The organism is Campylobacter sp. FU_520 (assembly GCF_025772385.1).
GTDB lineage: Bacteria > Campylobacterota > Campylobacteria > Campylobacterales > Campylobacteraceae > Campylobacter_D > Campylobacter_D lari_C.
The window spans coordinates 74,126-94,919 of the sequence record NZ_JAKMRZ010000005.1; the positions used below are offsets into that span (position 1 = coordinate 74,126).

25 protein-coding genes are annotated in these 20,794 nt (G+C 28.5%); 16 read left to right on the forward strand and 9 right to left on the reverse strand.

The genetic code is table 11. The annotated features are described in order from the left end of the window. The first annotated feature begins 44 nt into the window (after positions 1-44). Positions 45-779 (forward strand): methyl-accepting chemotaxis protein, encoded by a 735-nt coding sequence (locus L8W55_RS07960; RefSeq protein ID WP_412175265.1) that lies wholly within the window; start codon positions 45-47, stop codon positions 777-779. Between the two features lie 14 nt (positions 780-793). Here the strand turns inward: L8W55_RS07960 and lon are convergent, their stop codons facing one another. Both lon and bamD read right to left on the reverse strand, forming a co-directional pair. Continuing rightward, complete coding sequence (lon, locus tag L8W55_RS03060; protein WP_214126804.1) at positions 794-3,172, reverse strand: endopeptidase La; 2,379 nt, start codon at positions 3,170-3,172, stop codon at positions 794-796. Continuing rightward, the gene (gene bamD, locus L8W55_RS03065) at positions 3,172-3,828 is read right to left on the reverse strand and encodes an outer membrane protein assembly factor BamD (RefSeq protein ID WP_039618532.1); all 657 of its coding nucleotides are present in this window, start codon (positions 3,826-3,828) and stop codon (positions 3,172-3,174) included. Before bamD ends, lon begins: the two co-directional genes overlap by 1 nt. 152 nt (positions 3,829-3,980) lie before the next feature. On the opposite strand from bamD, the gene fliW reads away from it, so the two are divergent. From fliW to L8W55_RS03090, 5 genes are read left to right on the forward strand one after another with little or no spacing between them, the layout of a single operon-like run. Continuing rightward, entirely contained in the window at positions 3,981-4,376 is a 396-nt protein-coding gene (gene fliW, locus L8W55_RS03070; protein ID WP_012661666.1) for a flagellar assembly protein FliW, read from the forward strand. After that, on the forward strand, positions 4,376-5,104 hold the full coding sequence (locus L8W55_RS03075; RefSeq protein ID WP_263677286.1) for a pyrroline-5-carboxylate reductase: 729 nt from the start codon (positions 4,376-4,378) through the stop codon (positions 5,102-5,104). Before fliW ends, L8W55_RS03075 begins: the two co-directional genes overlap by 1 nt. Then, on the forward strand, positions 5,101-5,397 hold the full coding sequence (locus L8W55_RS03080) for a hypothetical protein (protein ID WP_258108476.1): 297 nt from the start codon (positions 5,101-5,103) through the stop codon (positions 5,395-5,397). The genes L8W55_RS03075 and L8W55_RS03080 overlap by 4 nt, the downstream gene beginning before the upstream one ends. After that, positions 5,381-6,109 (forward strand): type II secretion system protein, encoded by a 729-nt coding sequence (locus L8W55_RS03085; RefSeq protein ID WP_047208376.1) that lies wholly within the window; start codon positions 5,381-5,383, stop codon positions 6,107-6,109. The genes L8W55_RS03080 and L8W55_RS03085 overlap by 17 nt, the downstream gene beginning before the upstream one ends. Next, positions 6,106-6,528, forward strand: coding sequence for a hypothetical protein (locus tag L8W55_RS03090; RefSeq protein WP_263677287.1), 423 nt, complete (start codon positions 6,106-6,108; stop codon positions 6,526-6,528). The genes L8W55_RS03085 and L8W55_RS03090 overlap by 4 nt, the downstream gene beginning before the upstream one ends. On the opposite strand, the gene L8W55_RS03095 is transcribed toward L8W55_RS03090, so the two are convergent. The 6 genes from L8W55_RS03095 to L8W55_RS03120 form a co-directional block, all read right to left on the reverse strand. Beyond that, a complete protein-coding gene (locus L8W55_RS03095) occupies positions 6,510-7,151 on the reverse strand; it encodes a MarC family protein (RefSeq protein ID WP_047208375.1) in 642 nt (213 codons plus the stop codon). The two genes, L8W55_RS03090 and L8W55_RS03095, sit on opposite strands and share 19 nt — an antisense overlap. 51 nt (positions 7,152-7,202) lie before the next feature. Beyond that, on the reverse strand, positions 7,203-7,463 hold the full coding sequence (gene rpsR, locus L8W55_RS03100; RefSeq protein WP_039618521.1) for a 30S ribosomal protein S18: 261 nt from the start codon (positions 7,461-7,463) through the stop codon (positions 7,203-7,205). A gap of 11 nt (positions 7,464-7,474) precedes the next feature. Next, positions 7,475-8,002, reverse strand: a complete 528-nt coding sequence (locus L8W55_RS03105; RefSeq protein ID WP_047208374.1) for a single-stranded DNA-binding protein — start codon at positions 8,000-8,002, stop codon at positions 7,475-7,477. A gap of 3 nt (positions 8,003-8,005) precedes the next feature. Then, a complete protein-coding gene (rpsF, locus tag L8W55_RS03110) occupies positions 8,006-8,380 on the reverse strand; it encodes a 30S ribosomal protein S6 (protein ID WP_012661658.1) in 375 nt (124 codons plus the stop codon). Between the two features lie 90 nt (positions 8,381-8,470). Continuing rightward, positions 8,471-9,436, reverse strand: coding sequence for a DNA polymerase III subunit delta (gene holA / locus L8W55_RS03115; protein WP_263677288.1), 966 nt, complete (start codon positions 9,434-9,436; stop codon positions 8,471-8,473). Continuing rightward, complete coding sequence (locus L8W55_RS03120; RefSeq protein ID WP_263677289.1) at positions 9,429-11,369, reverse strand: VacB/RNase II family 3'-5' exoribonuclease; 1,941 nt, start codon at positions 11,367-11,369, stop codon at positions 9,429-9,431. Before L8W55_RS03120 ends, holA begins: the two co-directional genes overlap by 8 nt. A 107-nt stretch (positions 11,370-11,476) precedes the next feature. Between L8W55_RS03120 and ilvC the strand changes: the two genes are divergently transcribed. From ilvC to L8W55_RS03145, 5 genes are read left to right on the forward strand one after another with little or no spacing between them, the layout of a single operon-like run. Then, entirely contained in the window at positions 11,477-12,499 is a 1,023-nt protein-coding gene (gene ilvC, locus L8W55_RS03125; protein WP_263677290.1) for a ketol-acid reductoisomerase, read from the forward strand. Between the two features lie 28 nt (positions 12,500-12,527). Beyond that, positions 12,528-13,568 carry a divergent polysaccharide deacetylase family protein gene (locus L8W55_RS03130; RefSeq protein ID WP_263677291.1) on the forward strand — a complete coding sequence of 347 codons (1,041 nt, stop codon included), beginning with the start codon at positions 12,528-12,530 and terminating at the stop codon, positions 13,566-13,568. After that, positions 13,555-14,322, forward strand: a complete 768-nt coding sequence (locus L8W55_RS03135) for a DNA-protecting protein DprA (protein ID WP_263677292.1) — start codon at positions 13,555-13,557, stop codon at positions 14,320-14,322. Before L8W55_RS03130 ends, L8W55_RS03135 begins: the two co-directional genes overlap by 14 nt. Beyond that, complete coding sequence (gene ruvX, locus L8W55_RS03140) at positions 14,319-14,705, forward strand: Holliday junction resolvase RuvX (protein ID WP_263677293.1); 387 nt, start codon at positions 14,319-14,321, stop codon at positions 14,703-14,705. The genes L8W55_RS03135 and ruvX overlap by 4 nt, the downstream gene beginning before the upstream one ends. Further along, entirely contained in the window at positions 14,692-15,585 is an 894-nt protein-coding gene (locus L8W55_RS03145; RefSeq protein ID WP_263677294.1) for an RsmB/NOP family class I SAM-dependent RNA methyltransferase, read from the forward strand. The genes ruvX and L8W55_RS03145 overlap by 14 nt, the downstream gene beginning before the upstream one ends. A gap of 188 nt (positions 15,586-15,773) precedes the next feature. Here the strand turns inward: L8W55_RS03145 and rpsO are convergent, their stop codons facing one another. Next, on the reverse strand, positions 15,774-16,046 hold the full coding sequence (gene rpsO / locus L8W55_RS03150) for a 30S ribosomal protein S15 (RefSeq protein ID WP_039618506.1): 273 nt from the start codon (positions 16,044-16,046) through the stop codon (positions 15,774-15,776). Positions 16,047-16,225: 179 nt separating this feature from the next. Between rpsO and L8W55_RS03155 the strand changes: the two genes are divergently transcribed. Genes L8W55_RS03155 through L8W55_RS03175 form a run of 5 tightly spaced genes read left to right on the forward strand, consistent with a single transcriptional unit; the run spans position 16,226 to position 20,690 of the window. Continuing rightward, entirely contained in the window at positions 16,226-16,630 is a 405-nt protein-coding gene (locus L8W55_RS03155; RefSeq protein ID WP_214125483.1) for an Rrf2 family transcriptional regulator, read from the forward strand. Then, positions 16,623-18,782: a flagellar biosynthesis protein FlhA gene (gene flhA / locus L8W55_RS03160; protein ID WP_263677295.1), complete on the forward strand. Its 2,160-nt coding sequence runs from the start codon at positions 16,623-16,625 to the stop codon at positions 18,780-18,782. The genes L8W55_RS03155 and flhA overlap by 8 nt, the downstream gene beginning before the upstream one ends. 9 nt (positions 18,783-18,791) lie before the next feature. Continuing rightward, positions 18,792-19,844 (forward strand): DHH family phosphoesterase, encoded by a 1,053-nt coding sequence (locus L8W55_RS03165; protein ID WP_039618500.1) that lies wholly within the window; start codon positions 18,792-18,794, stop codon positions 19,842-19,844. Beyond that, the gene (locus L8W55_RS03170; RefSeq protein WP_263677296.1) at positions 19,828-20,064 is read left to right on the forward strand and encodes a hypothetical protein; all 237 of its coding nucleotides are present in this window, start codon (positions 19,828-19,830) and stop codon (positions 20,062-20,064) included. The genes L8W55_RS03165 and L8W55_RS03170 overlap by 17 nt, the downstream gene beginning before the upstream one ends. Further along, positions 20,061-20,690 carry a hypothetical protein gene (locus tag L8W55_RS03175; RefSeq protein WP_263677297.1) on the forward strand — a complete coding sequence of 210 codons (630 nt, stop codon included), beginning with the start codon at positions 20,061-20,063 and terminating at the stop codon, positions 20,688-20,690. The genes L8W55_RS03170 and L8W55_RS03175 overlap by 4 nt, the downstream gene beginning before the upstream one ends. Positions 20,691-20,794: the final 104 nt, after the last annotated feature.

A 20,794-nucleotide genomic window follows, 5' to 3' on the forward strand; every position in this document is an offset into this window, starting at 1 on the left:
AGAATGGTTTAGAAGTGGGCAATTTGCAAGATTCGATTTCTTCTATGATGCAAGTGGCTGATGAGAGTAAAAATGCTGTTGATACTTTTGCATCTAATGCTCAGAGTATTAATGCAATTGTGGAAGTTATTAGAGATATAGCAGATCAAACTAATCTTCTTGCGCTAAATGCGGCTATTGAGGCTGCTCGTGCAGGAGAGCATGGAAGAGGTTTTGCGGTAGTTGCAGATGAGGTAAGACAACTTGCTGAAAAAACACAAAAAGCAACTGGCGAGATTACCTTGGCAATTCAAGTAATGAATCAAGAAATTGGCTCAATACAAGAAAATAGTGAAAAGGTATTTGATATTGCAAATTCTTCTAATAGTAAAATCGCTGATTTTAGTGAAGCATTTAGAGAATTAGAGGATAAAAGCTCTCATTTAGGAAAAGAATTTGTTAATTTTGCTTCTGATTTGACTTTATCGGCTATGAAAATAGACCATATTTTATATAAATCAGATGTTTATCTAACTCTTAATGGTTCTCAGCAAAATCTACAAAATCTTGATCCAATCTCTAGTCTATGTAAAGATGAAGATGCAAAAAGTATTTTCTGTCCTTTAATCTCTCAAAATGAAATGGATTCTAAGAGCGAAAAAATACAACACTCTGCAAATAAAGCTATAGAAATAGCTAAAAAAGAAAATATTTCAAAAGAAGATTATGATTCAATTATTAGTGACATAAGAGAGTTAGAAAAAGATAGTAAATTAATTATGGATAAACTAGAAGCTTGATAAGCTTCTAGTTTTTAAGCAAGAGCTATTTTTAGCACCTCATTTAAAGTTTTTACCCCGATTATTTTCATATTTTTTACTACTTCTTCTGGGATATCTTTTAAATCTCTTTCGTAGTTTTTATGTGGGATGATTGCTGTTTTAATATCAGCTTTATAAGCAGCAATTAATTTTTCCTTTAAGCCACCTATTGGTAAAACATTACCCATCAAGTCAATCTCTCCTGTCATCGCAACATCAGATCTTACTTTTTTGTCACTAAAAATAGATGCAATGGCTGTGGTGATTGTTATACCTGCGCTTGGTCCATCTTTTGGTGTTGCGCCATCTGGAACATGAATGTGAAGATTATATTGGTTGTAAATGCTTTCATCTTCTTTATAAAAAAGATTTTTTGGTGTTTTAATTTGATTTTCATCAATTAAATTTTTAATAAGACTTTGAGCAATTTTTGCTGATTCTTTCATCACATCGCCTAAGCTTCCTGTAAGAGTTAATTCACCTTTGCCTTTAATTTTAATAGCTTCTATTTTTAATACATCTCCACCTACTGCAGTCCAAGCAAGTCCATTTACTTGACCGATTTTATTTTCTTTTTCGTGCTTTTCTATCTCAAAAACTTTCTTACTTAAAAAATCTTTTAAATTTTCAGTATTAATTTGAATGTGTTTAGTATTTTCCTCTAAAAGAAGTTTTTTAACACATTTTCTGCAAACTTCAGCAATCTTTCTTCTTAAATTTCTTACACCTGATTCTCTAGTATATTCATTGACTATTAATTCTATAGCTTCATCATCAAAGCTAATTTCTTTTTCTTTAAGACCATGTTTTTTTATTTCATCAGGTATGAGATAATTTTTGGCTATTTGGAATTTTTCTTGAGGAGTGTAAGAGCTAAGTTCTATAAATTCCATTCTATCTTTTAAAGCAGGTGGAATTAAACTTGCATCATTTGCTGTGGCTATGAAAATGATTTTACTTAAATCGATATTGAAATTTAGATAATAATCTCTAAATTTAGTATTTTGTTCAGGATCTAAGATTTCAAGCAAAACTGCACTTGGATCTCCTCTATGGTTGCGACTTAATTTATCAATTTCATCAAGTACGACAACAGGATTACTTTGTTTAGCTTCTATAAGTCCTTGTATAATGCGTCCTGGCATAGCTCCTATATAGGTTCTTCTATGCCCTCTTAATTCATTTACATCTTCTAAACCACCTAAAGCTATGCGTACTAATTCCCTTTTTAGTGCCTTGGCAACTGAATTTGCTAAAGAAGTCTTACCAACACCTGGAGGCCCAACTAAACACAAGATAACTTTTGCGCCATCTCTATCTTTAATTTTACGTTTTTCTAAAAGTTCTTTAACTGCAAAGTATTCTTCAATACGCTCTTTTGGTTTTTCTAATGCATAATGATCACTGTTAAGTTGCAAAGATACATCTTTTAAATTAAGTTTTTTCTTTGAAGAGTGTTCAAAAGGTATATCTAAAACTGTTTCTATGTAAGTTTGTACCATAGATGCTTCTGAGTTATCTTGATGAATTCTTTCATATTTTTGAATTTGTTTTTTGATTTCTTTGTAAGCTTCTTCATACATGAAATCTTTTTTCTTTTCTAATTTTTTATTGTATTCTTCTACTTCGCTTTCTTTTTGTATGTCACTTCCAAGCTCTCTTTGAATTTGCTTGAGTTGTTCTTTTAGGAAATATTCTTTATTGACTTTATCTATTTTAGAATGAACTTTGTTTTTGATTTCTTTTTGGATTTTATTTGCTTCGATTTCCTTAGCTAAATAATCAATTAAATTTAAAAGCTTGGTTTCTAAATTAGTTTCGATAAAAAATTCATATGCTTGTTGTTTTTTGATTTTGATAGAATTTAGTATTAAATCACAAATTCTACTAGGTTCGACATCTTCTTCTATGGTTCTTAAAAGATCAGGCGGAAAATAGTGGCTCACAGTAGATAAAGCTTTGGCTTTTTCTCTTACCACTTCGATGATTGCTTCTTTTTTTGTGTTGCATAGTGGCTCTTGATGAATTAAATCAACTAACGCAAATAAAGGATCATCTGAGATCTTCTCAAGAATCTTAGCTTTAGCATAGCCTTGAAATAAAATTTTAATTCTACCATCAGGTAGTGGAACTTTTCTCATAATAGTTCCAATAACACCACAATCATAAATATCATCAAAACCTCGCCCACCTTCAATTTTTGATGGTGCTACAAAAATCATACTTTCATTTTGTAAAGCAGTATCTAAGGCTTTGATATTTTGCATGTCATTTAAAAAAATTGGTGTTATCATAAAAGGGTATAAAAAAAGCTCATCTTCTACAAGAACAGGAAGTTTTGTTGGATAGTTTTGAGTATTTTCTAATTTCATTACATTATACCTTCTTCAAATATTTTTCTATACCATGGAAGTTCTGGTTTAATCATATCGATTTTATTAAAATCGGAATTTTCTATTTTTTGCTTATAAATCTCATAGCTTTGCTCTCTATTTTTTTTCTCGTATAACTCTGCTATGCTTGTATCAAGGTAAAAAACTGCAAGATTAAATTTAGTAAGCATGGTATCAATTAAATCATTATATTGCACATTAGGGTAATTTTGATTATATTCATTGATTTCTTCTATTGTTTTTAGCATTAGCGCTTGGTTGCGATTTGGTACAGCAAAAGAGTCAAATTTGGCTTTGATTTTTAAATATCTTATATAAGCTACATTTTTTGAGTCACCAAATTTGTTTAAATATTCATCAAGATAAAAATTTGCCATTTCGTATTCTTCTTCACTAATGTGAGCTTGGGCTAATATAAGTAAAGTTTGTTCTAATAATGGATCAGCAATATGCTCAGCTGCCATTGAGGTATAATGTTTATCAGCTGCTTCAAGATTTTTTTCTTGTAAATCTTTTATAATTTGTTGATACCATTCCATTGAACTTAGATTATATAAATCTTCAGCCTTTTTTGAGCTGCATGCTCCTAAAAATAAACCTGCAATAATAAGCGAAAAAATAAAAAGTTTTTTCATGACGTTACCTTATAAATTTATATAGTTTATAATTATAGTGTTTTTATGTTTATGAAAATGTTAATTTTTAAATTAAAATTATAATCAAAAAGTTGGAACTAAAATTGCTTTATGAGTTGTAATTTCTTAGTCAATAGATTTTAGGAGGCAAAATGAACTTAGAAGTTAAATGTCCTATTTTGGGGTTTGAAGATACCAAAAATATGAACTTTTACAAAATAGATGAGGTTTTTTATAGACTTAAAAGCCTTGATGGCAAAGATTTTTCTTTTGTAATGATTGATCCTTATATGATCCGTCCTGATTATGATTTTGAAGTACCTGATTATTATCAAGAATTATTAGCTTTAAATGAACAAACTAATTTTGGCGTATTTGTTATAGTGGCTATTAATGAGCCATTAGAAGAATCTACTGTGAATTTTTTAGCACCTGTTGTGATGAATTATGATAATAATTCTTTAGTGCAAGTGATTTTAGATACAAGTAAATATCCTAATTATTTTCAATCTGAAAAGATTTCAGCTTTTATTAAACAAACAAAATAATGTCTGAAATTTATATTTTAGGAAATGGTGCTATGGCAAGTGCTATAGCTAAAGGTTTGAAAGATACTTATAAAGTAGTTATTGTTGCTAGAGATTTAAAAAAAGCTAGTAGTTTAAATTTAGAAGTTTTATCTTATGAAGAATTTGATTTAGAAGATAAAAATGTTATTTTAGCATTTAAACCTTATGCTTTAGAAGAAGTAGCTGTTAAATTAAAAGGCAAGGCAAGATGGCTTATTTCAGTTTTAGCAAATACTACTTTTGAGCAACTTCATTGTGTTAATGCGCAAAATTATATAAAAATCATGCCAAATACAGCAGCTGAATTTAAAGCCTCAGCGACTGCGTATTTGATGGAAAATGATTCATATAGAGATGAAATTTTATCTTTGTTAAATACTTTTGGTAAAGCCATAAGTTTGCAAAATGAAAAAGAATTTGATGTGGCTATGGTTTTAAGTGGGTGTGCTCCTGCGTTTTTGGCTTTGGTAGCAGAAAGTTTAGCAAATGCAGGTGTTAAAAATGGTTTAAAAAATGAGCTTAGCTATGAGCTTACTCGCGCTTGTTTTGAAAGCTTTAGTGCTTTGTTTAACCATACACATCCTGCTATTATCAAAGAAAAAATTTGTTCTCCAGCAGGGGTAACTATAAGAGGAGTTGAGGCTTTAGAAAAAAGAGCTTTGCGCGGTACTTTTTTTGAAGCTTTTAATGCAAGTTTAAACAAATGAAGCAAGCTTTTAGTCTCCTAGAGCTTGCTTTTTGTATTGTAATTTTATCTTTTGTTTTTGGATTTTATTATCTTATATTTGCAAATAAATCTTTAAATGTTATATGGCAAAATCAAATCCTTTTTAATGAAGAAAAAGAGTTATTTATGCAAAATCCTTCATATAAAGCAAAAGAAGTAAATATAAATACTTATAACTTTTTAGAATACACTAGTGATGAGTTTAAACTCAAATCTTTAAAAGTAAAAGATTTATCCTATAAAGAAGCTTTTATAGATGAAAAAAGCTTTTAGTTTATTAGAGCTTGCGCTAAGCATTGTTATCTTGGGTGTATTGATTGCTATCTTAAGCAATCCGGCTATACATCTTTATAATCATAGTTATAAAATTAAAAATTCCAACACAGTATTTTTAAATTTAAACCAAACTTTGCTTAGTATGGAAAAAATTTATCACTCTTGTTTAAATGCGACATTGACAAGTAGTTCTTTTGAGTGCTATATGAGTGCAAATGATGATATTTTTTATGATTTATCATTAAAAAAATTAAACTTTAGTGGCATTATTTTAGAAAACAATGAAAGTTTTTTTAGTCCAAAAAGCAATTTACATTTTATAGAAAATGGAAGTTCTAAAGGAATTTTAAGTAATTATAAAGATATGCATAGTGAAAAAAAGTTAAAAATATATGCTAATGATTATATGTATTTTTATGATATACAAAATTCAAAAATTTATAAAGCACTAGTTAGTGATAGAGAGAAAATCCATTTTAATAGTGAGAAATTTAGTGGATTTTATACTATTTTATATGCTTATGTTAGAGTATATTTAGAAAATGAAAATATTTATATGCAAATAGATGATTTAAATCATAACAAACGATCTTTTTTACTAGCTCAAAATATTTCAAGGCTTATTTTCAAGCAAGATGATAAGACGCTAAAAGTTCTAATATGCGATAAAAGTCAAAATGAATGTTTATCAAAGTGGATGTTTTTATGAAAAAATCGTTTGCTATGGTTTATACAATATCTTTTATTTTATTTATCTCTTTTGTTATGGCATTTGTAATAAAAATTTCTTCATATTCTCCAAGAATTATGAAAGATTTAACTCTTTATACCCAAGGGAAGATTTTACTTCATGATGTAAAAGAGCTTTCTAAATATTTTTTATATCAAGCCTATTTAGAGGGTAAAGAATGCTTAAATGAATATAATTTTGAATATAATAATATAAAAATACGAATTGATTATGCCTATCCTTTGGGTGAGTGTAAAGGATATAAATTGATAGCAAATGTTGCTAATGCAAAAAGCATTATAGCGGTAAATATTAGCGTGTTATTAAATGACAATAAAGCAGTAAATGAAGAAGTGTTTTTACAAAAAAGTTTTTTTGTTTATCCTAAATTAGATTGAATGTAAGTTTGAATTCCAATGGCTATCATTTTTACTCCCATAGCCATAATAAAAACTAAAGCAATACGTGAAAAAACATAAAGCACAAGTTTTCCTATGACTTTTTCAATGGTAGCTGAAAAGTGGAATAAAACAAAAATAAAAGCAAAGGTAAGTAGTACAGAAGCTATAGCTATAGCTAAATTTTGATCTTCTGAAATAACCACTATCGTTGAAAGTGTTCCAGGACCTACTAGCATAGGAAATGCCATTGGGACTATACTTTTTTTCAATAATTCTTTATGACTTAATCCTTGATAATGTTGAAATTGAGAACTTGATGGAGTAAAAAGTAAGTTTTTAGTGCTCATAATGATTAAAATCAAACCACCTGCAACTCGTAAATCATTAATATCTATTTTAAATAAATATTTCATGATAAATGGCCCAGAAAGTAAAAAAACTAAAACAATACAAAATGCAGTATAAATGATATTTCTAAAAAGTTTTTTTCTTGTATCAGCATCTAAGCCCTCAGTCATTGCGAGAAATTGAGGAAGATTTCCAAAAGGATTTAAAACTGCTATAATAGCAACAGAAGCAAGTAAGATAACATAAATTTCAGATTCTATATCTGAAAACATAAAACAACCTTTTATTTTCCCAAGCTAAAAAGCTTGGGTTTGATTTAATAATTATAATCCTTCAAAAGGATTAGTAACAACTTCTTTTCTATCTACGATATAAGGGATAAGTGCTACATGTCTTGCGCGTTTAATAGCAACTTCAACCATTTCTTGGTGTTTTTTGCTAGTGCCTGTTAAACGGCGTGGCATAATTTTAAATCTTTCCGATAAAGCATGTTTTAATAATGCTGTATCTTTATAGTCAATGAAATCAACTTTAGCTTCAGTGTATTTGCAATATTTACGTGAATATTTTCTTTTTTCTGCCATGATTTTTTCCTTTAAAATGGTAATTCTGTATCATCATCATATTTATCAATATCAATTTCCTTCATAGGGGGTTCTTTTTGAGGATTTTGATAAGTATTAGATGGATTTGTTCTAGTTTGTACTTGAGCATAAGGATCAAAACTTTGTTGTTGGTTAAAATTTTGATTATAACCATAATTTTGATTGTCAAAATTGTTTTGTTGGTTATTTTGTACAGTTGAACCTAACATTTCTAAATTCTCAACTTGAATACTGTGTTTTGATCTATTTTGTCCATTTTGATCGCTCCATTGCTCAAATCTTAAACGACCTTCAATTAAAACTTTACTACCTTTGTTAAGGTATTGATTAGCAATCTCTGCTGTTCTACCAAAAAAACTAATGTCGATAAAGCAGGTTTCTTCTCTTTTTTCTCCTGTATTTGTACTAAATCTTCTTGTTACAGCTATAGCAGAAGAGCCTATTGCGCTACCTGATGGAGCATAGCGCATCTCTATATCCCTTGTAAGATTACCTACTAAAACGACTTTATTAAACATTAATTAGCCTTCTGTACTTTCGCTAGCTTTGATTTCTTTTTTATTTTGTTTGATACCTTTGCTTAGTTTTTCCCAAGCCGCAATTTCTTTTTTATTTTCATATTTTACGATTAAAAATCTAATTACTTCTTCAGTGATTCTTAATACCCTTTCAAGCTCTGCTATTAAATTTGTAGGAGCTTTGAAATAAATCACAAAATAAGTTCCTCTTTCGTATTTTTTAATTTTGTACGCAAGTTTTCTTGTTCCCATTGGAACTACGCTTTCAATTTCTGCGCCATTTTTTGTAAGGACTTCTTTTACGAATTCCAACTTAGCACTTACTTCTTCTTCTGTAAGTGTCGGTTTTAATATGAATAAAACTTCATAATGTCTCATTTAATTTCTCCTTATGGATATAAAGCCTAAAATTTTTAGGCAAGGATTTGCATAAAATGCAAATTTTATTTTACCATAAGTTTTCTTAATTTAACTTTTCAACATGGAACTAAGTTGTAAAAGAGTTGCGATTAAAAACTCTTTTTTTTCTATTTTAGAATTCTTTTTTAATTCATATTCGCAATTACAAAGTGTCAAAAAGATATGTTTATATTGTGATATTTTAATCATAAGAGCTTGTTTTTGAAGATTTTGTGCCACAGAAATAGGCGGGGCATAGCCTAAAATTTCTTTTAAGTCTAAATTCCCATAAATTTTAACATGTAATGCAATTTTAAAAAGTCTAGAAAAATTTGCATATAAGGCGTTAATCAATGCTATTTCATTATAATTTTCTAAAATATTTTCAAGTTCGTTTCTTAAATCTTGTTTTTGCATTAATTTATCAAAAAAACTTTCAAAACTAATAGTACTTAAACTATAACAATGCTCTTGAATGATTTTTTCATCGATATTTAAACCATTAAATTTATTTAACTCATTAGCTGCTAAATATAAATTTTCATTAAAATTATAAAAAAGAGTATAAAGGGCATTTTGAGTGATGTTAATATTTAACTCTTTAGCTTTTAAAGCTAGTAACTCCATGCCCTCCTTAGCTGAATTTACTCTATAAAATCTACAAAAATTATTAGAAAAAATTTTCTCCGCTTCACTTTGTTTAGAACTTTCATCATAAATTTCAAGTAAAAAATAATTATCTTGTGAATTTTGACAAAGCTGTAAAAGTTGTTTGAGTTCTTTACTTGGGATTTTCTTTTGAGTTTTGATTTCTAGTAGTTTTCTTTCGCTAAATAAGGAAGCGCTAGATAAATAATCATAAGCTTGCTTAAAATCATATTCTTCAAAATAAAATCTTAAACTCTCATCAAAAGAGTATTTATCTTTAATAAATTTAGCATAAAGCTCTATTTGGAAATTATCCGCTCCATAAAGCAAGAAATAATTAGGAAAACTATTGCTATTAAGTAAGCTTTGGAGTTGATTTTTATACATTTTGGTTTCTTTCTAAACTAAAATGCTTGGTGATTTTGCCAAAAATTTTAGCACTAACAATATCCACTTCAGTGATTTCTACTTCTACATTTTCTAATAAATTTGCCCTTGAACCTATGATGGTAATCAAAGCTCCTTTAATTTCATCATTTAATTTTACTTGCAATGAACTTTGATTTTCTACCACCAAAGCCTTAAATCTTTTTCCTATATTTTCTTTTGCCCATCTTGCAAATTTTCTATCCATGAAATGCCAAGCAACCTTATCTGCTTCTCTTTCTAATAAGCTTAATTCCTCACAAGTGCTTTGTATATTTAAAAGTAAATAATTAAACATTTTTTCATCATTGTTGATTTTAGCCTTTAAAAGTCTATGCAAAATAAGATCAGAATATCTTCTAATAGGACTTGTAAAATGGGTATATTTATCAAAACCTAAGCCAAAATGCCCTGCATTTTCACTAGAATATTCTGCTTTTTTTTGCGCCTTGATGATGAGTTTATCTACTTCTTCTCTTATATTTAGCTCATTTGCTAAGACTTGAATGTCTTTAAATAATTCTATGACATTATTTTTAGGATTAATATCTATACTAAGTGTTGAAAGATCAGCTAGCAATTGATCTATTTTTTTATAATCAGGACTTAAATGATTTCTAAAAACTCCTATATCAATGAGTTTTGCTGCAGCTTTATTAGCTAAAAGCATGCAATCTTCGATTAAATTATGCGAGGCAGTGTCATTTTCAAGGCGTGTTTTTATGAGTTTATTATTTTCATCTAAAGTCATTCTTAGCTCTTGGGTTTTAAACTCACAAGCATTTTTTAATCGTTTTTTTCGTAAATTTTGAGTGATTTTGAAAACCTCATAAAGCCAATTAATCGCACCTAAATCTTCTTGCGTTTGTAAATACTCATCAACTTCATCGTAATTAAAACGGCGTTTTGAGTTGATAATAGCCTCAAAAAGCTCTTCTTTAATCACTTCATTGTTTTGATCTAAGCTTATTTTAAAACAAAATGCTAACCTATCTTCATTAGGTTTTAGTGAGCAAATATTTTCACTCAAAGCTCTTGGCAACATAGGTATAGCAATATGAGGAAAATAAATCGAAAAGCCTCTTGATCTTGCTTCTTTATCAATGGCGCTATAAGCATGCACATAAGCACTTACATCAGCTATGGCTACATAAATGGCATGTTCATTTTTATCATAATAAATTGCATCATCAAAATCTTTTGCATCAATTGGATCAATGGTGCAAAAATTTAAATTTCTAAGATCTTTTCTTGATGGATACATACTTACATCAACTTTATCTCCATAAGCTTTTGCTTCATTTTCACATAAATTATCAAAAATTGCATTTTTATTAAAAAGTGCTAAGGAAATTTTTTCATCCACAAAATCATCATCAATATGCCCTATCACTTCAGTGATATTATTATCATGATTTTCTATTTTTAAAATAGTTCCTAAAGGCAGAGCTTTTAAGGATTTTTGAGAGGCTTTTAAGGCACATGTAAGTCCTGTTTGAATATTTACTCCAAGGACTGCTTCGCCGTATTTTTTAGTCATAACCAAAGATGTTTCATGGGCTCTTTTAAGTATTAAAATAACTTTAGCACTTGGGCGCTTTTTTTTAAGAGGAAGTAATTTTGCCACAACTATATCAGCATAATTTGCTCCTTTTAAATTTTTATTTTCTATGAGTAAATCACGCTTAAAAGCAGGATCAAAACTTTCTAAAAATCCCGTTCCATTAACAGAAATATCAATTTTACCAAAAGTAAAGCCATCTTTTAAATAGTATTTGTTTTTATAAAATTTAATAATATCACAAGTTAATAATTCTCTAATTATTTGCTTGTTTTTATTGGTAATTTCATTAGCATTTAGACCATAACTTAGTTGATTAAATAATTCTTTCATAAGACTCTTTATAGTAATTTTTCAAAACTTAAATTTTATCATAAAAGGATTAAATTTATATTTTTTAGTTATAATCTTTGCTTTAATTTTAATTTTAGGAGTGCATAATGGCTGTATCAATTTATTATGATAAAGATTGTGATATTAATTTAATAAAATCAAAAAAAGTAGCTATTATAGGTTTTGGCTCTCAAGGTCATGCTCATGCTATGAATTTAAGAGATAGTGGTGTAGAAGTGATCATAGGCTTAAAAGAGGGTGGGCAAAGTTGGGCAAAAGCTCAAAAAGCAAATTTTATAGTAAAAAGCGTAAAAGAAGCTACTAAAGAAGCAGATTTGATTATGATTTTAGCTCCTGATGAAATTCAAAGTGAAATTTTTAATGAAGAAATTAAACCTGAATTAAAAGCAGGTAAAACTCTAGCATTTGCACATGGATTTAATATCCACTATGGACAAATTATTGCTCCAAAAGGCATAGATGTGATTATGATAGCTCCTAAAGCTCCAGGTCATACTGTAAGGCATGAATTTAGTATAGGCGGGGGTACTCCTTGTTTAATTGCTATCCACCAAGATGAGAGTAAAAATGCTAAAAATTTAGCTTTAAGTTATGCTAGCGCTATAGGCGGTGGTAGAACAGGTATTATAGAAACGACTTTTAAAGCTGAAACTGAAACAGATTTATTTGGCGAACAAGCGGTGCTTTGTGGAGGACTTAGTGCTTTAATCCAAGCTGGTTTTGAAACCTTAGTTGAAGCAGGATATGAGCCTGAAATGGCGTATTTTGAGTGTTTGCATGAAATGAAATTAATTGTAGATTTGATTTATCAAGGCGGTATTGCTGATATGAGATATTCTGTTTCTAATACAGCTGAATATGGAGATTATATCACAGGACCTAAGATTATTACCAAAGAAACTAAAGAGGCTATGAAAGGTGTTTTAAAAGACATACAAAATGGAAGTTTTGCTAAAGATTTTATCTTAGAAAGAAGAGCAAATTTTGCAAGAATGCACGCAGAGCGTAAATTAATGAATGATTCTTTGATAGAAAAAACAGGACGCGAACTTCGCGCTATGATGCCTTGGATTAGCGCTAAAAAATTAGTCGATAAAGATAAAAACTAATTTGAAAACTATAAATAAAAAATACAAAGTGCTTCTAGCGCTTTGTCTTATTGTGTTTGGAATTTTTCTTTTTGCATTTGGAGCTTTGTTTTTAAAAAAAGAAGAAAATAAAACCTTAGACTATAATCAAACCATAGTTAAAAAAGAACCATTACCACCTACAAAAGAACAAGAAAGCAATTTTAGTTTTAATGATATAAATTTGACTTTAGAAAATGAAAAATTAGAATTTTTAGATAAAAATATTAGTGAAATTTTAAATTTAAACCCTGTAAATACAGAGTTAAATCAAACTAAAGAGGATAATCAAACTTTAATTTTAGAAGTAATAGATCAAAATACAAGTAAAGAATTAATCAATAAAGAGCAAAATATATCAGATAAAAACGAGAATAATAAAACTCAAATCTTAGTGCAAAAAAATAGCAAACCTCGTCTAGCAATTATTATAGATGATATGGCAAGTCACACTCATGTAGATATGCTTAAAAAAACAAATTTAAAATTAATCCCATCTTTTTTTCCACCTGATAAACGCCATCCTTATACAGCTGAGTTCGCAAAGGATTTTGACTTTTTTATGGTGCATTTGCCCCTTGCTGCTATAAAATATGACAAGGCAGAATTAAACACTTTACACCCTAGCGATGATATGCAAAAAATAAGCAAACGCGTAGCTTTTGTAAAAGAGCAATTTCCAAAAGTAAAATTTATTAACAACCACACAGGAAGTTTATTTACTGCAAATAAGCAGGCTATGGAAAAATTATTTAGCGCCTTTAAACAAAATGATTTTATTTTTGTAGATTCAAGAACTATAGGAAATTCTAAAGCTAAAATTTTAGTAAGTCATTTTGAACAACCTTATATAGCTAGAGATGTTTTTTTGGATAATGAAGATGATATAGCATATATTAAAAACCAACTCAGACAAGCAGTAGAAGAGGCAAAAAAGAAAGGTTTTGCTATCGCTATTGGTCATCCAAGAGAAAAGACTTTTAAGGCTTTGGTGCAAAGTAAAGATTTGTTAAATTCAGTTGAGCTTGTGTATTTAAATGAAATTTATTGAGAATATTGAAGATTTTAAAAATCTTTTAAATCCACCTTCAAAGATTTATTATAAAGGTAATTTAGAGCTTTTAAATGCTAGAAAAGTAGCTATTATAGGTTCTAGAAAAATGAGTGTTTATACTAAAAATTGTCTTGTTGAATTGGTGACTTTGTTAAAAAAAGCTAAGGTTTGTGTAGTAAGTGGCGGAGCTTTGGGGGTGGATATCCAAGCAGCTAAAATAGCTTATCCTCAAACCATAGCTATATTTGCTAATGGGCTTGATGAGATTTATCCAAAAGCAAACACAAATGAAATTTTAAATATTTATGAAAATGCTTTGGCTTTAAGTGAAAATGAAGGAAATTACAAGGCAAAGCCCTATGATTTTTTATTAAGAAATAGACTTATTATTGCTTTAAGTGAGGTTGTTGTAATAGCTCAAGCTGATTTAAAAAGTGGTTCTATGCAAAGCGCAAGGCTTGCTTTAAGTATGAATAAACCTATATATGTATTACCTCATAGGAAAAATGAAAGCGAAGGGACAAATCTACTTTTAGCTACAAAAAAAGCAAATTTAATTCATGATTTTGAAGAATTTGTAAGAATGTTTGGAGAACTTCATCATGAGCAAAGTGAAGATGATTTGTTAAGTTTTTTAAAACATGAAGACGATTTAGAAAAAGTTTTAAAAAAATTTGGCGATAGAGTTTATGAGTATGAACTTGAGGGTTTGGTAGAAATTTCTGGAGTAAAAATAAGAACTTGTTTATGAAAACTTTAGCATTAGATATAGGCTTAAAGCGTATAGGTGTTGCATTGTGTATTAATAAAAGCATAGCTATGCCACTTGAAGCTATTATTAGAAAAAATCGTAATCAAGCAGCAAATGAGGTAAAAAAATATATCAAAGAGTATGATATCAATACTTTAGTAGTAGGAATTCCTTTAGGTGGATCTAGTGAAGATGAAATGCGAAAAAGGGTAGAGCATTTCATATCTTTACTTGATTTTGACAAAGAAGTTTTTTTTGTTGATGAGAGTTTTAGTTCTAAAAACGCACAAGAACTTGGCATGGTGAATTTAAAGAAAAAAGATGGCAAGCTTGATTCTTTAGCTGCGTATTTATTTTTAAAGGATTTTTATGGCCTTACTTGATTTAAATACAGCTTTAGATGAAATTTATACAAAAGAGCAAAAAGAACAAATCTTTCAAAGTTTTAATCAAGAAAAATATATTAATATTTTTAGAAATTCCTTACTTGTTGATAATGAAAAACTAGAAGAAATTTTAAATAATGAAAATATAAAATTTGAAAAAATTGATCCATATTGCTATAAAATACCTAGTATTTTCAAAAGCAAATTAAGTTCACTGAAAGCTTTTGAAGAGGGTAAGTTTTATATACAAAATTATTCTTCATACTTATGTGCTAAAACTTTGGGTGTTAAAGCTGGTGAGAGTGTGCTAGATATGTGTGCAGCTCCTGGTGGAAAAAGCTTAAATTTAGCTAATTTTATGCAAAATGAGGGTTATTTAGCAAGTTGTGAATTATCTAAAACACGTTTTTTTACCTTAAAAACTACTATGGATAATTATCAAGTTAAAATTGCAAAATGTTTTTTAAAAGACGCACGCACTATAGGTAAAGCTTGTCCTTTGAAATTTGATAAAATTTTACTTGATGCACCTTGCTCAACTTTTGCAAAAATGGGTTTTGAAATACAAAAAAACACAAAAGAAATTAAGCAAATAGCAAATTTGCAAAAAAAACTTTTGCATTCAGCATTGTTGGCTTTAAAACATGGTGGTGAGTTGGTGTATAGTACTTGTACATTTTTAAGAGAAGAAAATGAAGCAGTTTTAGAAAATGCATTAAGAAATGAAAATTTTAAATTAGAATTGCTTGATTTTGATTTAGCTAATGTTAATTTTATTTACTCAAAAAGTGATGAGTTTGATTTATCATTTGCCAAAAGAGTTTTACCAGATGACTATGCAGATGGGTTTTTTATAGCAAAAGTGAAAAAACTTTAAAAATCAATAAATTTAAATGTGAAAAATATTTTTATTCATAAAACTTAAAGTGCTATTTTTAGGTGCTTAGAAGCTAAAATCACATTGTGAAACTCTTGTGAATAAAATATCAAAATTTTGAAAGCTTAAATTAAAGTAGTAGTAAATAAATATAATAAAAAATATATAAAGATAAATAAGCACGAGGCTTATTTATCTCTTAAGTTTAATTCGCTGATTAATTTAGTGTAAGCTTGATAATCTTTTCTTTTTAGATAAGATAAAAGTCTTTTTCTTTGACCAACAAGCTTTAAAAGACCTAAACGAGAAGAAAAATCTTTTTTGTAGATTTTTAAGTGTTCTGTTAAATCTGAAATTCTTGCACTTAAAAGTGCGATTTGAACTTCTGGAGAACCTGTATCTCCTTCTTTTCTAGCAAATTTTGCAACTATTTCTGCTTTTTTAGCCGAATCTAAAGCCATAATAGACCTCCTGAGCGGTATTTAAAATAAAAAGTGCAATTATAACTAAAAAAACAAAAAAAATGCTGAATTTTAAAAAATATGAAATTTAATATTTATCGATACTTATTTTTGATATAATAAAAATTTTTATTAATAACCAAAAATAATATATTATATTTATAACTTGAAAGGAACAAATGTTATTTACCAAAGCTAGCGAATATGCTTTATTGTCTTTAATTCATATAGCAAAATCTCAAGAACCGCAAGATGTAGATACTATGTCAAACGTTTTGGATATACCAAAAAGTTTTTTAGCAAAAATTTTACAAGCTCTTGCTAAAGATGCACTTTTGAAATCTTATAAGGGTGCTAAAGGTGGATTTATGCTTGTTAAAAAGCCAAGTGAATATACTTTAAAAGAAATTATTAATAGCGTAGAGAAAAAATCTATTAATGTTTTTGAGTGTAGCAATGGAATTTGCCCTTCTCAAAAAGAAGATAATTGTAAAATTATGCCAATTTTAGTGAAACTTCAAAATAAAATCGATGATTTTTTAGTTTCTATTACTTTAGAGGATATTATTCAAAATAATGGCTAAAAGAGATATTTTTAGCTTAGTGTTGCCTTGGGTTGCTCCACTTGTTGCACCTATTTTAAAGGCAAAAAGCTTAACTATAGTAGCTGTAATTATTGCAATTTTAGCTATTATTATAGTACCTTTACCAAGTATAGTTTTAGACTTTTTTCTTGCTTTAAGTATAGCAATTTCGGTTTTAATTATTTTAATTTCTTTATATATACCAAAGCCTACGGATTTAACAACTTTTCCGACGTTGATTTTAATTATCACGCTTTTTAGACTTTCACTTAATATTGCCACAACGCGTATGATTTTAAGTGAGGGTCATCAAGGTCCAGCTGCTGTTAGTGATATAGTGGCAAGTTTTGGAGAATTTGTTGTTGGTGGTAATTATGTTATAGGTATGGTTGTTTTTTGTATTTTGGTTTTGATTAATTTTATGGTTGTAACTAAAGGTAGTACAAGGGTTTCTGAAGTTCAAGCAAGATTTACTCTTGATGCAATGCCAGGTAAACAAATGGCTATTGATGCGGATTTAAATGCAGGTTTGATTGATGAAAAAACTGCACGTGCAAGACGTCAAGAAATCATAGCTGAGGCAAATTTTTATGGAGCGATGGATGGTTCTTCTAAATTTATAAAAGGAGACGCTGTTGCTGGGATTATCATTACTATTGTAAATTTAATTGGTGGCTTTATGATAGGTTATTTTCAGCATGATATGGAGCTTGGAGAATGTGCCTCAACTTATACTATATTAACAATAGGTGATGGACTTGTTTCTCAAATTCCTGGACTTATAACTTCAACAGCAACTGCTATCATTATCACGCGTGCTAGTAAAGATGAGGATAATTTTGCTGAAGGTTCTATTAATCAGCTTTTAGGAGAATATAAAACACTACTAATTGTAGGTTTTGTTTTATTTATTTTTGCTTTAGTACCTGGTTTACCACATTTTTCTTTGGGTTTTATGGCTTTGGTATTTTTGGGTCTTGGTTATATGATAAAGCAAGTGCAAGAGGGTAAAATTCAAATCAACGCAATTTCGGCTAAAAAATCCCAAGAAGCTGATGAACAAGAGCAAAATAAACCTCAAAAACGCAGTGAGGAAGAAATTTTAAAAGAAGAAGAAAATAAAATCACAGATATTTTAAAATTAGAAATTTTAGAATTAGAATTAGGTTATGGACTTATTAAGTTAGCAGAAAGTGAATTAACAGAGCGTATTAGATCAACAAGACGCAATATAGCTCAAAGTTTAGGCTTTTTAATGCCTAAAATTAGAATTAGAGATAATTTACAATTAAAGCCTAATGAATATACTTTTAAACTCAAAGGTGTGGGTATAGCTAGTGCTGAAATTTATCCTGATAAATATCTAGCTATGGATAGTGGTTTTATAACTGAACCTATCGAAGGTATAGCTACTAAAGAACCTGCTTTTAATTCTGATGCTTTGTGGATAGAATCATCTTTAAAAGATGAGGCAACGTTAAATGGTTATATTGTAATTGATCCAGCAAGTGTGATTTCAACCCATATGAGTGAGCTTATAAAAGCTAATGCTTCAGAGCTTTTAACTAAACAAGAGGTTCAAAATTTATTGGATAAAATCAAAAATGATTATCCTATCGTGGTAGATGATTGTTTAAGAGTTGCTAGTATAGGTTTAATCCAAAAAGTTTTAAAAGCTTTACTTAAAGAACATATTCCTATTAAAGATATGCTTACAATTTTAGAATCAATTAGTGATATAGCTGAAGTAAGTAAGAGTTTGGATATGATTATTGAGCATGTAAGGGCCTCTTTAGCAAGAGCAATTACAAATTTATATGTGGATGAAAAAGGACAAATTAGCTTTTATATTTTTGATGCTGCTGCGGCTGCAAAATTAATGGAGCATGTGCAGTTTAAAGATGGTTCGTATCATTTAATGATAAATGTAGCTCAAACTGGTGCTTTGGTGGAAGCTTTAAAAGCTGAACTTGCAAGTGTGGCAAATACAAGAATTAAGCCTTTCTTGCTTTGTGTTGAGCCACAACTTAGAAAATTTATCGCTGATATTTGTTCTAATTTTGGTATTAATATTACGGTTTTAAGTTTTGCTGAGATTGCAGAAAATACCAAATTTGAAACAGAAGGCATCATAAAAGTTGATAATTTATAAAGGAAAAATATGAAAATTTATCATCTTTCACATACGGATTTAGATGGTTATGCTTGTCAGTATGTGCTAGATTTTTATTTTAAGAATTGTTATTTTTATAATTCTAATTATGGTAAAGAGATTAATGAAAATTTTAATGTGATTTTTAAAAATATAGAGGAAGATTTAAAGCAAAATCCTAATGAAGAATTTGTGATTTTAATCACGGATTTAAATTTAACATTAAGTCAATGTGAAGATTTTCAAAAAGCTATAGAAGGTAAAAAAATCAAACTTTTACTTTTAGATCATCATCAAAGTGGCTTAGAATGTATGCAAAAATATCCTTGGTATTTTTTAGATGATAAAAGATGTGCTACTAAGATTGTTTATGATTTTTTTAGTAAATGTTATGGCGAAAATAAGGCTTTGTCAGAATTTGTAGATGTGGTAAATGCAGTAGATATTTGGTTGAGTGAAGATGAGAACTTTGAACTTGGAAAAGTACTGCTTGGTATGGTTTCTGGAGCAAAAGAAATCAATAGAGTAATGTTTGCACAAGAAAATATCAAATATCTTTTTTATCTTTTTGATGTTTGTAGAAAATACATTCATCAAAAAAATGCTCATATTAATTTAGATGATGATTTGCATGGCTTAAAAAAATCTTTTTTTAAAAAAGAAAATGATGATACTTTAAGCAATTTAATTTCCAAATTTGTGGTAGAAAGACTAAGTGTAAATAAAGAAAAATTTAGTGTATTTTATAAAGGAAGTAAAGGTTTATTAACTTCAAATATAGGCAATACTTCTGTAATTGGAAATGATTTTTTAATGCAAAATCCCGATTTTGATTTTTTTGTTGATCTTAGTTCAAGAAAAACCTTAAGTTTTAGAGCAAATAATAAAATCGATGTGAGTTTGATGGCTAAAAGCTTGGTTAATGGGGGAGGGCATAAAAATGCTAGTGGTGGATTGTTTGCTGCGTATAAAGATAGCTCTAATTATGATTTCATAAAAGCACAATTTGTGGATTTGATTAAAAGTAAGGAATTAAAGGAAAATAATGAAAACAAATCATGATTTTAAAGAAGAAATAGAAAATTTACAATATGAATTAAGCATAGTTTTAGAGGCAATGCTTTTGTTTGCTGGGGTAAAAAGAGCAAAATTAGAAAAAGCAATTGGACTTTATATTGATTGTATTGATGATGTTTGTCAAAATACTCAAAAAGAAGGAGTTGATGAGATCTTAGAAGTAGTAGAGTACTTAAAAAATCATCATAAAGATTTATTTGAATGAAAATTTTATTATTGCTTTTTGCGGGAATTTTTTCTTATGCAAATATCTATGAAGATTTAAGTGATTTTGCTTATAATAAACAAAACACGCTAAATTTAAGTTCAAGTCAAGCTTTGTTTTTAGAATACAAACAAAACAAACAAGCTTGTGTGGATATAGTGCTTGCTAAAAATAAGGCTTTCGTGGTTAAAATTTATTCACTGTGTGAAAATTTAAATGAAAAAAGTCTAAATAAATACTTAAATACGCAATTTATAGGTTTATACACTAAAGATTTATCAAAACTAAGAAAAGAAATTGCTGATATTAAAAATATTATGCGTGATTTTATGATTTATTATACCTTACATCAATCTTTTGCAAATGAAATTAAAAAAATGAGTAAAAATGATAAATTACAAGCGTATGAACTAGATGAGAAAAAAGGTGGAAAAATTCTTTACAAGGTTAATAATCAAGCTTGTGTAGTTTTTGATTTATATTTAGATGAAAATTTACAAGCTAGCATGCAAATAAGCGGAATGGAAAATTTGGATAAAACTTGCATGGAGTTAATCTCATCCCCTGATTTTAAAGATTTATCCTTCACAAAAGAGGATATGAGAAAATATAAACTAAAAAACTAATCTAAAAAATCTTAAATAATATAATTTTAAAATTCTACTCAAAGCCATTTTTTTTCTTTCTATATTGGAAAACACATAAGCTTCAAGATCTTGCTTTTCTCTTA